This is a genomic window from Rhizobium leguminosarum (assembly GCF_010668065.1).
GTDB lineage: Bacteria > Pseudomonadota > Alphaproteobacteria > Rhizobiales > Rhizobiaceae > Rhizobium > Rhizobium leguminosarum_S.
The window spans coordinates 268,356-282,873 of the sequence record NZ_WUEN01000003.1; the positions used below are offsets into that span (position 1 = coordinate 268,356).

Sequence of the window (14,518 nt, forward strand, 5' to 3'; positions counted from 1 at the left end):
GCAGAGCTGCGGTGATTGGGTATAACGGAGATTATTCGCTATGATTGGGCGATAGACGACGGAGTTTCGATGGAAACCAAAGTGCCCTCCGCGAATATTCCGCTGTCGCTCACGCGGGAGAAGCCTCGGCGTTTGGCGCTCGAGGCTCTGGCCGATGTGGACGAGGGCAATGCCGTCGATCACCGGTCGGTCCAGGCTTGGGCCGATAGCCTCGACGGCGACAGGCCGGTTTTGTTGCCTCGGTGATGACGTTCAGGCAAGCACTCATAACCGCCTGATCGACTCCCCGCGCACGAACTTCGGCGTCAGGATAAAATCCTGCGGCGGTGCTGCGGCAGCCTCCGGGCTTGCCATTCTTGCCAGGAGGCGCTGTGCCGCCAATTCCGCGAGCTTCTGCGCATCCTGCACCACCATGGTGATGCGAGGCGTGATGACATTGCTCCAGGGCACGTCGTCGACCATTGCCAGCGACACGTCGTCAGGGCAACGGAAACCCATCTCCTGCATCACCTGAAGTGCTGGGAGGCCCGTCATGTTGTTGGCGGCGATGATGGCGGTCGGTCGGTCGCGGCGGGTCAAGAGGCGCATCGCCTGTGCGTGGCCGCCGGTTCTGGAGTAGCCGCCTTCGACCACCAGAGAAGGATCGACGTCCACACCGGCACCGGCCATCGTGTTCATGAAGCCCTTCAGGCCCTCGTCGGCGGTGTGCAGGCCGCTCGGCCCGGAGATGGAGCCGATCCGCCTGTGGCCGAGCTGCAGCAGATGTTCCGTCAGGATGGTGGTGGTCAGCGGGTTGTCGGAACCGACAAAATCACGCTCGGCACCTTCCACCTTCTGGTCGAACATCACGATCGGGGTTTTGAAGTCGCGCAGGAACGTGGCGTACTCCTCGCCGCGGCCGTTTGCCGCCAGCGCAATGCCGGCGATCTTCTGCGCCTCCAGCCGCTCCAGCAGCGCCCGTTCGAGATCGCATCAAGTTTGATGTGATGCTCGTTCAAGTCCGGTTGATGGCCGGCGAAGAAGGCGCTCCTGCCGCCACAAGATCATATCCTGGCGCTTAACTTTTGCTTCCGGTTGAAAAGTAAAATTTAACCAGAATTTGAAATAACGCTTTCATATCCGAGTTGCGCAGGGGAATTCATGAAAACGGCCACGCTTGCATCCATCGCCTTGGCGATATCGATCTCTGCTGCCAATGCCCAGACGATCGGGGTTTCGATGTCCGGTCTCGACAAATTCAGAACAGCACTTCTGAACGGCGTCGTCTCGCATGGGCAGACGATATCCGGCCTCAAGCTCGTCACCGAGAATGCCAATGGCGACAAGGAGCTCCAGAAGCAGCAGGTGCAGAAGCTCATTGCCGACAAGGTCGACGCCATCATTCTTGCCGTCTCCGATGGCGACCTCGGGCCGCAAATGACCAAGATGGCGGCAGATGCCGGTATTCCGCTGGTCTACATCAACAACGTCCCTTCCAACCTGCTGGACCTGCCTGATAATCAGGTGGTGGTCGCCTCCAACGAGAAGGAATCCGGAACGCTGGAGACCAAGCAGGTCTGCGCGCTCCTCAAAGGCAAAGGCCGCGTCGTCGTGCTGATGGGCGAACCCTTCCACGCGGCCGCCCGCGCCCGCACCCAGGACATCTCCGACGTCATCGCCACCCCGGAATGCAAAGGCCTTCAGATCGTCGAGCGGCAGGCGGCTTACTGGTCGAGCGATTATGCCGACCAGCAGATGCAGGAATGGCTGTCGGCCGGCGTCAAATTCGATGCGGTCATTGCCAATAATGACGAGATGGCGCTCGGCGCGATCCGGGCCATGAAGAAGAACAATATCCCGATGAAGGACGTCGTCGTCGCCGGCGTCGACGCGACCGACGACGCGCTCGCCGCGATGGTGGCCGGCGATCTCGACGTGACCATTCTCCAGAGCGCCGTCGGACAGGGTGCTGCCGCTGTCGACGCCGCGGTGAAGTTGATCCGCAAAGAGAAGGTGCCGCGCGAAAACAACGTTCCCTTCGAACTCGTCACACCTGAGAACATTGCCACCTATCTGCCGAAGAGCCAGTGAGCATAAGAGGACTATCATGTTGCATTTCTGGAATAAATTCGGCATTCGCGCACAGATCACCTCCGGCTTCGTGCCACTGATCCTGTTGATGAGCCTGCTCACGGTCAGTGCGATCTCGGGCATGAACGGGCTCGCCTCGATCTTCTCGTCCTATCGCGCCACGGCCGGCCAAAGTCTCGCCATCTCGGACTACAGCGACCAGCTGAACGAGATTCAGATGTCGGCGGAAGCCTTCCGCTCCACGCCGACGCAGGCCGTGGTCGACCGCTTCCGCGCCGGCGTGAAGGCGTTCGACGCCGATGACCCGCGTTTTGCTGGCAACAAGGACCTGCAGTCCGGCCTTGCGGCGATCCGCCAGGACATCGCCACCTATGGCAAGGCTTTCGAAGAAATCGTCGCCCTGCAGGCTAGGCGTGACGCCTTGATCTCCAAGGTCACCGAATTCGGCCCCTGGACCAGTATTGCGCTCAACGATGTCGTGCGCAGCGCCTGGCGCCAGAACGATGTGCCGCTGCTGCAGATGACGGCGGCGACACTGGAGGCCTTGAACCGCAGCCTCTATTTCTCCGAACGCTTCGTGCATTCCGATGATTTTGCGGCCTATGACACGGCGCAGGCAGCACTGGCCGAAGCGGTCGCGCTCAACGATGCTGCTGCGAAAGCCGCAAAGAACGAGCTGCAGAAGAAGCGCCTGATGGGCGCCGGCCAGCTGATGCAGAATTACACCGCCCGTCTCGGCGACATGAAGGACGTGCTGCAGGCCTCGGGCAACATCCGCCAGACGCAGCTCAGCGTGCTCGCGCCGAAAATCTCAGGCGGCTTCAAGGATCTGCAGGCGACGGTAACGGGCGCGCAGAAGACCCTTGATGGTTCGGTGGACGCAACGGTTGCCTCCGCGACCAGCACGACGCTGGTCATCAGCGGGCTGCTGATCGTCATCGGCCTCGTGCTTTCCTATTTCGTCGGCCGGTTGATTTCCTCGGCGGTGCGCAACATGGCCCAGTCCATGGAGCAGCTTGCCCGCGGTGAGGAAGGGATCGTGATAACGGGCGTCGAACATCGCCACGAACTGGGGGCCATGGCGCGTTCGCTGAAGGTTTTCCAGGAAACGGGGCGCGCCAAGCTGATTGCGGAAGCCAATGCCGAACGCGCCCGCTTGGCGGCCGAAGAAGAGCGGCTCCGCCAGGAGGCCGAGCGGCTGAGCGACGCGCAGGTGATGGAGCATGCCTTCCGCCAGATCTCAGTCGGGCTGGACGCGCTCTCGAAGGGCGATCTCACGGTCCGCGTCGGCGAAGTCGACCATCGCTATGTCAGGATCCGGGATCATTTCAACAACTCGGTCGCGAGCCTCGAAGAGGCGGTTGACGCCGTCATTCGCGCGGTCGGCACCATCCGCTCCGGCCTTGCGGAAATCTCCACCGCCTCCAACGATCTCGCCCGCCGCACCGAGCAGCAGGCAGCCTCGCTGGAGGAGACCGTCGCGGCGCTGGGTGAGGTGACCCGCGGCGTCAATGGAACGGCGGAGGGCGCAAGCCGCGCCCAGGGTGTCGTGGCAACCGCTCGCACCAATGCCGAAAAGGGCGGCGAGATCGTTGCCCGTGCCATCGATGCGATGACGGAAATCCAAAATTCGTCGTCCAAGATCGGCAACATCATCAGCGTCATCGATGAGATCGCCTTCCAGACCAACCTGCTGGCGCTGAATGCCGGCGTGGAAGCGGCGCGCGCCGGCGAGGCGGGCAAGGGCTTTGCCGTCGTCGCCCAGGAAGTCCGCGAGCTCGCCCAGCGCTCCGCCAACGCGGCAAGGGAGATCAAGCAACTGATCTCTACCTCCTCGGCGCAGGTCAAGACCGGCGTTCAGCTGGTGGGTGAATCCGGCCTTTCGCTCGAACAGATCGTCGAGCAGGTCACCGCGATGAATGCGACCGTGGCCGAGATCGCCGTTGCCGCCCGCGAGCAGGCGACAAGCCTGCGCGAGGTCTCGGCTGCCGGCGACCAAATGGACAAGGTGACGCAGCAGAACGCCGCGATGGTCGAAGAGACCACGGCGGCCGCCCAGAGCCTGACACATGAAACCGAAAGCCTTGCCGAATTGCTGCGGCGGTTCAGGACGGGCAGCGGCCGGGCATCGGAACATCGCCACTACGCGATGGCATCCTGACGTCCTGCCGACGCAGGCAAGAGAACGCCGCCGCCTCGAAAGGGCGGCGGTTGAGCGATCATCGGCCTGCGTCGCCTCAGTGGCTCTCTGATGCGGGACCGTGAGAGTGGCCGGCAATGCTCTTGCGAACATGACGAACTGCCGCCCAGACGGCGAAGAGCACGAGCGGGATGGCGCCGAGAACGGCGAGCTTCGTCACGTGCGGATCGACCCCCAGTTCGGAAATGCTTTCCAGGCAGATCTTTGCGAGGCCGACGGTGTAATAGGTGATGGCGATGACGGAGAAGCCTTCGACCGCCTGCTGGATATGCACCTGGATACGCGCCCGCTCTTCCATCGACGTCAACAGCGACGCGTTTTGATCTTCGAGCTGAACCTGCACGGTGGTTCTAAGGAGGTCTCCGGCCAGGCTCACCCGTTCGGCCAGTTCATCGAGGCGGCGTTCGGCGGCGTGAACCGCGCGGACGGCCGGTTGAAAGCGCCGGTCGATGAAGGTGCCGATCCGCTGGCGCTGCTCGACGCGTTCCTCGCGCAGCTCCGACGATCTGCTTGCGACGATCTCGGCATAGGCTTTCGTCGCGCCGAAGCGATGACGGGCGAGAGCGGAGAAATTGAGCACATCCGACGAGAGCTTGGTGACCTCGGAAAGCAGGGCTTTGTCGACCTTGACCGCACTCTGCATATGCGCGATCAGCAGGTCGAGGCGCCGGTCGAAGACGGAGAGTTTCGACACCGTCTCGCGCGCCATCGGCAAGGCCAGCAGCGCCATCATCCGGTACGTCTCGATCTCCAGGAAACGCCTGACCATACGGCCGGTGCGATAAGCATTGAGGTTGCGGTTGAAGAACAGGAATTCCACGAAGCCGCCGTCGGTCAGCCGGAAGTTCGAATGCACTTCCGCGTCGCCGCCGCCGACTTGCGAGGCGACATAATCGAGCTTCGGTTTTTCCGGACGCTGCCCGTCCTTTTCGTCCCGCACCAGCACCCGGACGGCTGCGATGACCTTCCCGTCGATCTGCCGGCAGCAGGCCTGAAAGGCTTCAGGCGGATTGCTGCCGGGTTCGGCCGATGCGGGAACGACGAAGGTCAGGGTCAGGAATTCGGTATGCGCCTCCCACTTCAGCCGGCCGTCGCCGATGCGGCCGATGCCGTGGTTGCCTTCGCGGGTCGTCGAGACATCCTCCAGCCCCGGCAGGGAATTCGGTATCTGAGGAGGGGCATTTTCTCCGACGATGGCGACGTGCCACACATCCGTGTCGCCATCGAAATAAAGCGACGGCCGCGCGTGGAGCTCGTTGTGAAGTTCCCTTCGCAGCGGATGCTCGGAGCCCATCGGCATGGAAATGCACCTCTATAAGGTAGACAGTCGCTGGGTCGCCGGATGTAACCGGCTTGCCGGCATGTGTGAGTTGACCATGGCGCCTGCGAGCCGGCGAAGGCTGACAACGCCTATAGCCTCTCCCGAACCGCCTGTCACCATGCCTTCACTATCGGCAGTGAAGGCCGGCATTCGCCCGGCCGTACGCCGCGGCAGCGGCTGCATGACGGCTTCGCCACAGCTGACCCACGATAGACCGCGCATCCGCGTCGGATAGATCTCCGGCGTTGCCATCGATAATCCGAAACGGGTCGAAATGTCTGCGGGGAAACGAGAAAGCCACGGCCCTGTTGCGAGGCCGTGGCTGTTGTGCATGCGCGCATGATGCGGGACAACGCGTGACCGGTTACTTGGCGGCGAGCGCCTCGTTGACCTTGTCGACGTCGGCATTCATTGCCTTGAAGGTCTCGTCGAGGGAAAGCTCGCCGACGATCAGCTGGCTCATCCTCTGGACGATGAGCTGATAGATGGCGGAGGATCCCTTGAGGCGTTCCAGGTCCCGGGCTGCCTGCGGCACGCTGTTGCGGCTTCCGAGGAAGACGGCCATGGCTTCCTTGGCATTCTTGCTCTCGAGCTTGTATTGCGGGTCCTTGATGTCGGCGCCCGTCAGGACGACGTAATTTTCAGCGATTTCACGCTGGATCTTTTCAGAGCCGAGGAACTCGATGAACGCGGCCACGGCCTCCGGAGACTTGGTGCGCTTGAAGCCGACGATCGCGGTGCCACCGGGCATCGCGTAGCAGCCGGCATCGCCGCACGGCGCGCTGATCGCCGTCCAGTCGAAGGCGTCGCCGATCTTTTTCTGGAACGGATTGACCATCCAGTTGCCGGCGAGATAGGTCACGACGTTGCCGTTGACGAATTCGTCGCCCATGTTCTTATACTGGGTTCCGCCGGCAGCACCCCACATTTCCTTGGGGAAGGAGCCGTCCTGCGTCCAGCCGTAGAGATCCGTCACATAGCGCTTGGCGGCATCGTCGGGGAAGAAGAACTTGCCGTCCTTGACGTAGTTCGAGCCGTAGGAGAATGCCGCGCCGGAGAAGCGATGGCCCGAGCGGTCCATCGTGAAGGGGATCTGGGCGCCGGTCGCCTTGGCGACGCGCGCCGAGGCTTCGACGATATCCTTCAGCGTGGCGGTAGGCTTCGGAAGCGGTTCGCCGGCCTGTTCGAAGAGCGTCTTGTTGACGAAGGGCAGGTTGAAGGTCTGCGATGCGATATAGCCGTTGATCGACTGCGGATCGTTGACGCCGGGGAAGCGAAGCGTGTTCAGGCTGTCGCCGTGCAGCTTGGCGAAACCGTCCGGGTCCTTCATGTAGGGACGCATGTCGAGGTAATAGGGGGCAAGCTGCCAGTCGGTGATCTTGGCGATGTCAGGGCCTTCGCCGACGGCAAGCTGCACCGGCAGCTGCTTGGCGACCGCATCATAGCCCGAAGAGACGAAGTTGACCTTGACGTCGGGATGCGCCGCCTCGAATTCCTTGCTGAGCGCTTCCATCCGCTCGACGTAAGCCTGGTCGTCGTCGGTGAACAGAAAGGTGATTGTCTTGGTTTCCGCCATGGCCGCGCCGGCCCATGCGAAAGAAGCGGTTGCCAACGCCAGTGCGACGGCCCCTGAGAGATAGGTTTTCATTTTCATCCTCCCATGAAAACATTTTCATCAATCGCGGCCTCAGCCATCGATAAATCAATTTCATATACTTGACATTCGTTCCGTCAAGCTATTTTCTGCGGCAATAGCGATGTTTTTGAGCATTTTGCAATAATAGCGCGCACAAATAACCTAATGAAAATATTTTCATAGGATTGCGGAGGAGGCGGTCTGTGAAAACGGAATACATCAAGCAGCCGGACGAGATGGCGCCAGCATACAGCGTGGGCGAGGGGGAGACGATCACGGCATGGGCCGTTTCCGGCCTCATCGCCAGCTATTTTCCCGGCGAGCCCGCGCCGGCCGAAGACCGCGTGAACTATCGTTTCATCAACGGTTTCGTCGATGTCGGCGACCTGCCCTGCCGCAAGGCCTTCTGGTCGACCATGGTCGGGCGGCCGCTAATACCCGACACCGCCTGGCCGACCGAAAGCCTCAATCTTCCCGGCTCGAACCGCCGCGTCGAGTTCACCGGCTTCTGGCACGTGCCGACGCATCTCAGGCGATGGCTGAAGGGCACGTTCAGGACGGAGACCACGCGAACGCTCAATCTCAGACTGAAGACCTGCGGCGGCGTTCGCATATGGGTCAACGGACAGGAGGCGGTGCGCTTCGAACCCTTCAAGCGCAACACCGAGAGCGCAACCGACATCAGACTGGCGCTGGACGCCGGCGACAACCAGGTCCTCGTCCACACAGAAGACTTAGCCGAGCGTGACACGACGTGGTTCTTCGAGTTCGAGATGCTGGACGAGGAGCCGCTCTGCGTGCTGCTGCCCGTATCGCTGGATCAGGATGAGGTTCGCGAGCTGGAAGCCCTTGCGCGCGGCGTGCGTCCGGCTCGCGACGTCTTCGTCAATCAGCCGTTGGAGATCATCTTCGGCACCGCGCCTGAACGCGATCTGCCGGTAGAGCTGAAGGTCGTCGGCCATGGTCACGAACGGCCCGTTCTCGCGCATTCCCGATTGACGCTGCGCGCCCATCAGAGCAGCCTCACGGCCGACGACGTCTGCGGCATTCCGGACGGTTATCACGGCGTGCATATGACGATCGGCAGCGGCACGGGTTCGGTCACCCGCGTCATCGATGCCGCCTTCATGAGCAGCATTTCGCCGTTGACATCAGAGATGTCGCTCGCCGCCCGCAAGCGGCAGGCGCTGGAATACAGCGCCCGCTTCGGCGCCAACCGCGTCGGGCGCCTCATTGCGATGATGGAAACCGGCCATCACGACCAGGAAAGCTTCGACCGCATCATCGACGCGACGCTCGCCTCCATCGATGCTCGTGAGGATTGCTCGGATTTCATCATGGTGCCGCTGTTGTGGCTACTCGGCGCCTATGCCGACCGGATGCCCGATTCCGTGGTCGACCGCATCCGGCATTCCGTTCGCTCCTACCGTTACTGGGTCGACGAGCCGGGCAACGACGCGATGTGGTTCTGGAGCGAGAACCATGTGCTCTGCTTTCATACGAGCCAGTTGCTGGCGGGACTTCTCCTGCCCGACGAGGTGTTTTCGGCCTCGGGCCGGACGGGGCGGCAGCAGGCGGAACTTGGCCGCGAGCGCCTCGGGCGCTGGTTCGACAGCGTCGAAGCGCATGGCTTGGCGGAGTGGAACTCGGCCGCCTATTACCCGATCGATTTCATCGGCTTGCTGGCGCTGGAGCGCTGGGCCGAGACGGCGATGTCAGCGCGCGCCCGTGTCCAGATCGATCTCATCTTCCGGATGATCGCTCTTCATACGCTCGCAGGCGTTCCGGCCGGATCGCAAGGCCGCGCTTACGACAAGGAACTGCGTGCCGGCCCGCTGACCGAGCTTGCGCCCTTCGCTCAGGTCGCCTTCGGAACCGGCTGGCTGAACAATGGTGTTGCGGCATTGACCATGTTCTGCGCCGGCATCTACGAGCCGCCCGCCGATCTGGCCGAACTTGCGACGCTCAACCGGGGAAGAAGTGTCGAGGCGCGTTACAGCCAGGGCCTCGAGAGCGGAAAACTCGTGCTGTTCAAGAACGAGGCGGCGCAGCTTTCGACGGTCGTCGATCACAAGACCGGCCAGAAGGGGCACCAGCAGCATGTCCTCGACATCCGGCTGGCCGGCCATCCGATGGCGAGGCTGTGGGTCAATCATCCCGGCGAGGACGATCCCTGGGGCAATCAAAGGCCGTCCTATTGGGCCGGCAACGGCATCCTGCCGCGCGTTGCCCAGCATCGCGACGTCGCCCTGCTGATCGAGGACACAAGTGACGCACGCCATGCATGGACGCACGCCTATATCGGCCGCGACGGGCTGGACGATCTGATCATCGAAGACAAGTGGCTCATCGCGCGATCGGGCCGGGGATTTTCCGCGCTCTGGGCGTCGAACGGCCTGGAGCTGATCACCGACGGTCCGACCGCCGGCCGCGAGGCGCGCTCCTACGGGCCGCTTTGCGGCTGGGCTGGTATCGTCGGATGCGGTAACGACGATGCCTTCAAGGCGTTCATCGAACGCCTGCGCCGGACGACGGTTTCCTTCGATACCGGGCTTCGGCGTCTCTCCCTGACGCCGCCGGGCGGCCCGGCGATCGACCTCTCCTATGCCGACGGTCTTTCGATCGGCGGCGAGGCGAGGCCCTTCACCCATGATCAGCCGCACCCGATCCTCACCCACGACAGTGCAGCCTCCAGCGCCGACACTGACGGGCCGTTCTACTCCTAAAAATATAGGTCTCCAGCATGAACACAACATCTGTCGATAACGCCGCCCTCCTGACGACGATCGATCGCGTGGCAACGGCTTTCAGCCGGCTCAGAGGCATCAAGGAAGGTCTCGTGACGGGAAATTCCGCCTCCGGAATCCAGTTCGACGAATGGGACTGGGAAGTCGGCGTCGGCCTTTACGGCTTCCTGCGCCGCGCCATTTCCACCAATGATCAGAAAGCGCTGCAGGAACTCGTCGCCTGGTATGCCGGCCAGATCGAACGCGGCCTGCCGCCGCGCCAGATCAACAGCACGGCGCCGATGCTGCCGCTTGCGATCCTCGTCCAGCATGTCGACCGTCCCGAATTTCGCGCTCTCGTCGAGGACTGGGCCGAATGGCTCGTCAAGGAACTGCCGAAGACCGAAGACGGCGGCTTTCAGCACGTCGTCAAGGAGCGTCTCAACGACGGCGAATTGTGGGACGATACGCTGTTCATGGCCTGCCTGTTTCTCGCCCGGGCCGGCGTGCTCTGCGAGCGCAGCGAATGGATCGACGAGGCCGTCTATCAATTCGTGATCCACACCCGCTATCTCTCCGATCCGGTCAGCGGGCTCTGGTATCATGGCTGGACCTTCAACGGACGGCACAATTTCGCCAATGCCTTCTGGGCGCGCGGCAATGCCTGGATCACCGTCGCCATCCCCGAGCTTTTCGATCTCGTTCCGACGCTCGGCGAGAAGGACCGTCGTTTTCTGTCGAACGTCCTCGTCAGCCAGGTGCGCTCCTTGAAAGCGTATCAGCGGCCGGACGGCATGTTCACGACGCTTCTGGACGACCCGTCTTCGCCGCTGGAAACCTCGGCCACGGCAGGCATTGCCTATGGCATATTGCGGGCCATCGATGCCGGCATTCTCGACAAGGACGACAGGGCCTATGCGGAGCGCGCGCTGGCGGCGGTGCTGGCGCAGATCGACGAAGAAGGCGTCGTCCACGGCGTCTCCGACGGCACGCCGATGGGTCATGACCTCGATTTCTACAGGCGCATCCCGAACGTGCCGACGCCTTATGGGCAGGCGCTGACCATGCTGCTCCTGACGGAAGTCTTTCTCGAGAACGGCGAGCGCCAATGAGCCCTGTGTCTCTCGTCGCGATCGAGCCGGCGCAGGGCGACGATACGGTCCGCCTGCAGGCGGCCATCGACGGCCTGTCGGCTTCGGGCGGCGGACGCGTGGAGCTCAAGGCCGGCATCCATATCTGCCGCGGGCTCCAGCTCAGATCCGGCGTCGACCTTCATCTGCCCGCCGGCGCGATCCTGCGTCCCGTTCCGGATTACGCGTCCTATGCGCATACGAGTGTTTCGGTGATCGCCGAAAAGTCGGATCGCGGCATGATCGTCGCCAAGGATGCGCGGCGGATCAGCCTGACGGGGGCGGGCCGCATCGAAGCCGGTTGCGACAGCTTCATTGTGGGAGACGACGAGACGGTGGGAACCTTCATCCCGGCCGAATTTCGTCCCCGCGTCGTCGTCTTCGAGGGCTGCGACGAGGTGGAGATCAGCTCCGTCCATATCAGCCGCTCGCCGATGTGGACGCTGCACTTCGTCAACTGCACCGATGTCGCCGTCAGGAACGTGACCATCGACAACGATCGCCGCCTTCCCAACACCGACGGCATCGTGCTGGATGCCTGCCGCGGCGCCGTCATCGAGGATTGCCGGATATCGACGGCCGACGACGGCATATGCCTGAAGACGAGCATCGGTCCTGATCGTGTCGCCATCGGGCGGTGCGAGAATATTCTCGTCCGCCGCTGCTCCGTCCAGAGCCTCAGCTGTGCGTTGAAGATCGGCACGGAAACGCATGGCGACGTCACCAATGTCGTGTTCGAGGATTGCAGCGTCTCATCTTCCAACAGGGCGCTGGGCGTCTTTTCGCGCGACGGCGGCCGGATATCGAACGTAAGGTTTTCGAGAATTGCGGTAGAGTGCCGCGAGACCCCCGATGGCTTCTGGGGCTCGGGGGAGGCGCTGACCGTCAATGTCGTCGACCGAGTTACGGAACGCACGGCAGGCGCCATCGAAAATCTCATCGTTGAGGACATCACCGGGCGGATGGAGGGGGCGATCACCGTCATTTCGACCTCGCCGGCCGGCATCCGGAACGCATCGCTGGCGCGCATCGCCATCGATCAGCAGCCTGGGCAGCTCGGCACGGCACGGTCCTACGACCTGCGTCCAACGAACGCCGACCTTTCCCCGAAAGCCGATGGCGGCGGCCGCGCCAATGCCTGGACCCGCGGGTCGGACGGGCGAGTGATCGGTCTTGAGCACTATCCGGGAGGAATGCCGGCCGTCTACGTGGCTGATGTCGCCGGAATACTGATGAACGAGGTGCGGATCACGAGGCCGACACCGCTGCCGCAAGGCTGGAACAAAAACGACGCCGTCTTCGAAACGGCGGCACCTGATGGGAGTGGGACATGGCAGAACTGAAACTTTCCAACGTCAACAAGTCGTATGGCTCGGTCAAAGTCCTGCATGATGTCGAACTCGATATCAAGGACGGCGAGTTCGTCGTCTTCGTCGGCCCATCGGGATGCGGCAAGTCGACCCTGCTGCGTGTCATCGCCGGCCTCGAAGAGGTCACGGAGGGCGCAATCGCGATCGGGGGCCGCGACGTCAGCGCGCTCTCGCCGGCAGAGCGCAAGATCGCAATGGTCTTCCAGTCCTACGCGCTCTACCCGCATATGAGCGTTCGCAAGAACCTCGCTTTCGGCCTGGAGAACCTGAAGTTCAAGCGTGCCGAGATCGAGGCGCGGATTGCCGAAGCCGCCAGGATGCTGGCGATCGAACCCTATCTGGACCGGCGCCCGAAGCAGCTTTCGGGCGGCCAGCGCCAGCGCGTGGCGATCGGCCGGGCCATCGTGCGCGAACCAGATATTTTCCTCTTCGACGAGCCGCTGTCCAATCTCGACGCGGCGCTGCGCGTTCAGACCCGCGCCGAGATCACCAAGCTCCACCGCGAGATCAAGACGACGATGATCTATGTCACGCATGACCAGGTCGAGGCGATGACGATGGCCGACAAGATCGTCGTGCTGCGCGCCGGGCGGGTCGAGCAGGTCGGAGCACCGCTGGACCTGTTCGACAGCCCGCGCAATCTCTTCGTCGCGGGCTTCCTCGGCTCGCCGCGCATGAACATCATCAAGGGCAAGGTATCAGGCGTGGGCGAAAGCGGCGTCACCATCGATGTCGGCAACGGCGGCAGCATCGTCAGCGATGTCGATCTCGCCGGCATTGCGGTCGGACAGGCCGTTCTCGCCGGCATCCGGCCCGCGCATTTTTCACGTTCCAGCGAGCAAGGCCTGCCGTTCATCGTCCAGTATCACGAGGGCCTCGGCACCGAGACCTATGTCTATGGCAATCTTGCGGGAGAGGACGAGCAGATCATCATTCATGAGGCCGGCCATTTCGCGCCGGCGCCTGGTGATCACATCCTGATCGATGCAGCCCCGGGGCGGGTTCATCTGTTCGATCCCGAAAGCGGCCTGGCTTTTGCCCGGCGGCCCGGACAGGGGAGGCGCTGAACATGGCGGCGCTCAAGGCAGGTGCATTGCTGTCCCAGGCAGGGGAAACGGCGATGAGAGTGGTCGAAGCCCCGATAAATGTGATCGAGCACATCTTCGGCCGCAAGCGTATGCCATGGCTGTTCCTGGCGCCGAACCTCGTTCTGTTCGCTATCTTCACGTTCCTTCCGATCGCGATCGCGATCGGTTACGCCTTCACCGGCGGCACGAACCTTTTCGTCTCGGAGCGCCCCTTCGTCGGCTTGGACAATTTCCGCACGCTGCTTTCCTGCGGCAATTATCTGCAGCCGGGAACCTGCCAGGAATCGCTGTTCTGGACGGCTGTGTGGAACACGCTTTGGTTCGTGGCCTTCAATGTCGTCGCCACATTGCTGGTGGCGCTGATCACGGCGCTGATCCTCAATCGGGCGATCGTCGCGCGCGGCTTCTTCAGGGCGATGTTCTTCTATCCCGTTCTGCTGTCGCCCGTCGTCATCGGTCTCATCTGGAAATGGTTCCTCGATCGCAACGGGCTGCTGAACGCCTTCTTCCAGATGATCGGCGTTCCCCCTGAGATCTTCCTGCTCGACGTCGGCTGGTCGCGCTTCTTCGTCGTCGCGGTATCGGTCTGGTTTCACATGGGTTTTTATACCCTGATCCTCCTCGCCGGCCTCCAGGCCATCCCGAAGGAGCTCTACGAGGCTGCCTCCATCGATGCCGCCTCGCCGCGCCGCACGCTGTTCAGGATCACGCTTCCCCTTCTGGCCCCGAACCTCTTAGTCGTGTTCATTCTTTTGATGATCAAGTCCGTCCAGATCTTCGACGAAGCCTGGGTTCTGACCAATGGCGGCGGCCCCGGCACGGCCAACAGCTTCATCGTCCAATATATCTACCAGATGGCATTCGGCAGCGATCTTCGCCTCTTCGGACTGGCCTCCGCCGCATCGGTTCTCATGGGGCTGGTGCTTCTGGTTCTCACCCTCATACAACTGCGCATCGGCAAGCGAATGGAGTCCTGA

The 14,518-nt window shown here is 62.5% G+C and carries 10 protein-coding genes and 1 pseudogene; 8 read left to right on the forward strand and 3 right to left on the reverse strand.

From position 1 onward, the window contains the following. Window positions 1–69: 69 nt before the first annotated feature. A complete protein-coding gene (locus GR198_RS35345) occupies window positions 70–246 on the forward strand; it encodes a hypothetical protein (RefSeq protein ID WP_204337058.1) in 177 nt (58 codons plus the stop codon). 18 nt (window positions 247–264) lie between these two features. On the opposite strand, the pseudogene GR198_RS09725 reads toward GR198_RS35345, so the two are convergent. Then, window positions 265–969: pseudogene (locus GR198_RS09725) on the reverse strand (substrate-binding domain-containing protein); the annotation flags it as partial. Window positions 970–1,140: 171 nt separating this feature from the next. On the opposite strand from GR198_RS09725, the gene GR198_RS09730 reads away from it, so the two are divergent. Both GR198_RS09730 and GR198_RS09735 read left to right on the forward strand, forming a co-directional pair. After that, the gene (locus tag GR198_RS09730) at window positions 1,141–2,070 is read left to right on the forward strand and encodes a substrate-binding domain-containing protein (RefSeq protein WP_164068597.1); all 930 of its coding nucleotides are present in this window, start codon (window positions 1,141–1,143) and stop codon (window positions 2,068–2,070) included. Between the two features lie 16 nt (window positions 2,071–2,086). Next, a complete protein-coding gene (locus GR198_RS09735) occupies window positions 2,087–4,231 on the forward strand; it encodes a methyl-accepting chemotaxis protein (protein WP_164068599.1) in 2,145 nt (714 codons plus the stop codon). A gap of 76 nt (window positions 4,232–4,307) precedes the next feature. Here GR198_RS09735 and GR198_RS09740 read toward each other — a convergent pair whose 3' ends face one another. After that, window positions 4,308–5,570: a DUF3422 domain-containing protein gene (locus GR198_RS09740; protein ID WP_164068601.1), complete on the reverse strand. Its 1,263-nt coding sequence runs from the start codon at window positions 5,568–5,570 to the stop codon at window positions 4,308–4,310. 385 nt (window positions 5,571–5,955) lie between these two features. Beyond that, a complete protein-coding gene (locus tag GR198_RS09745; RefSeq protein WP_164068603.1) occupies window positions 5,956–7,239 on the reverse strand; it encodes an ABC transporter substrate-binding protein in 1,284 nt (427 codons plus the stop codon). A 191-nt stretch (window positions 7,240–7,430) separates the two neighbouring features. Here GR198_RS09745 and GR198_RS09750 point away from each other — a divergent pair, with 191 nt between their 5' ends. The 5 genes from GR198_RS09750 to GR198_RS09770 are packed head-to-tail and all read left to right on the forward strand — an operon-like array spanning window position 7,431 to window position 14,518. Then, a complete protein-coding gene (locus tag GR198_RS09750) occupies window positions 7,431–9,953 on the forward strand; it encodes a hypothetical protein (protein ID WP_164068605.1) in 2,523 nt (840 codons plus the stop codon). A 17-nt stretch (window positions 9,954–9,970) separates the two neighbouring features. Beyond that, on the forward strand, window positions 9,971–11,065 hold the full coding sequence (gene bglB / locus GR198_RS09755) for a beta-galactosidase BglB (RefSeq protein WP_164068607.1): 1,095 nt from the start codon (window positions 9,971–9,973) through the stop codon (window positions 11,063–11,065). Next, window positions 11,062–12,426: a polygalacturonase PglB gene (gene pglB / locus GR198_RS09760; RefSeq protein ID WP_164068609.1), complete on the forward strand. Its 1,365-nt coding sequence runs from the start codon at window positions 11,062–11,064 to the stop codon at window positions 12,424–12,426. Before bglB ends, pglB begins: the two co-directional genes overlap by 4 nt. Further along, window positions 12,414–13,520, forward strand: coding sequence for an ABC transporter ATP-binding protein (locus tag GR198_RS09765; protein ID WP_164068610.1), 1,107 nt, complete (start codon window positions 12,414–12,416; stop codon window positions 13,518–13,520). The genes pglB and GR198_RS09765 overlap by 13 nt, the downstream gene beginning before the upstream one ends. A 2-nt stretch (window positions 13,521–13,522) precedes the next feature. After that, entirely contained in the window at window positions 13,523–14,518 is a 996-nt protein-coding gene (locus GR198_RS09770) for a carbohydrate ABC transporter permease (RefSeq protein ID WP_003549923.1), read from the forward strand.

Bases quoted from the DNA above. Each gene is read 5' to 3' on its own strand.
- GR198_RS35345 (WP_204337058.1), top strand. From the start codon at position 70: ATGGAAACCAAAGTGCCCTCCGCGAATATTCCGCTGTCGCTCACGCGG.
- GR198_RS09770 (WP_003549923.1), top strand. From the start codon at position 13,523: ATGGCGGCGCTCAAGGCAGGTGCATTGCTGTCCCAGGCAGGGGAAACG.
- GR198_RS09740 (WP_164068601.1), bottom strand. From the start codon at position 5,570: ATGCCGATGGGCTCCGAGCATCCGCTGCGAAGGGAACTTCACAACGAG.
- GR198_RS09735 (WP_164068599.1), top strand. From the start codon at position 2,087: ATGTTGCATTTCTGGAATAAATTCGGCATTCGCGCACAGATCACCTCC.
- GR198_RS09730 (WP_164068597.1), top strand. From the start codon at position 1,141: ATGAAAACGGCCACGCTTGCATCCATCGCCTTGGCGATATCGATCTCT.
- pglB (WP_164068609.1), top strand. From the start codon at position 11,062: ATGAGCCCTGTGTCTCTCGTCGCGATCGAGCCGGCGCAGGGCGACGAT.
- GR198_RS09745 (WP_164068603.1), bottom strand. From the start codon at position 7,239: ATGAAAACCTATCTCTCAGGGGCCGTCGCACTGGCGTTGGCAACCGCT.
- GR198_RS09765 (WP_164068610.1), top strand. From the start codon at position 12,414: ATGGCAGAACTGAAACTTTCCAACGTCAACAAGTCGTATGGCTCGGTC.
- bglB (WP_164068607.1), top strand. From the start codon at position 9,971: ATGAACACAACATCTGTCGATAACGCCGCCCTCCTGACGACGATCGAT.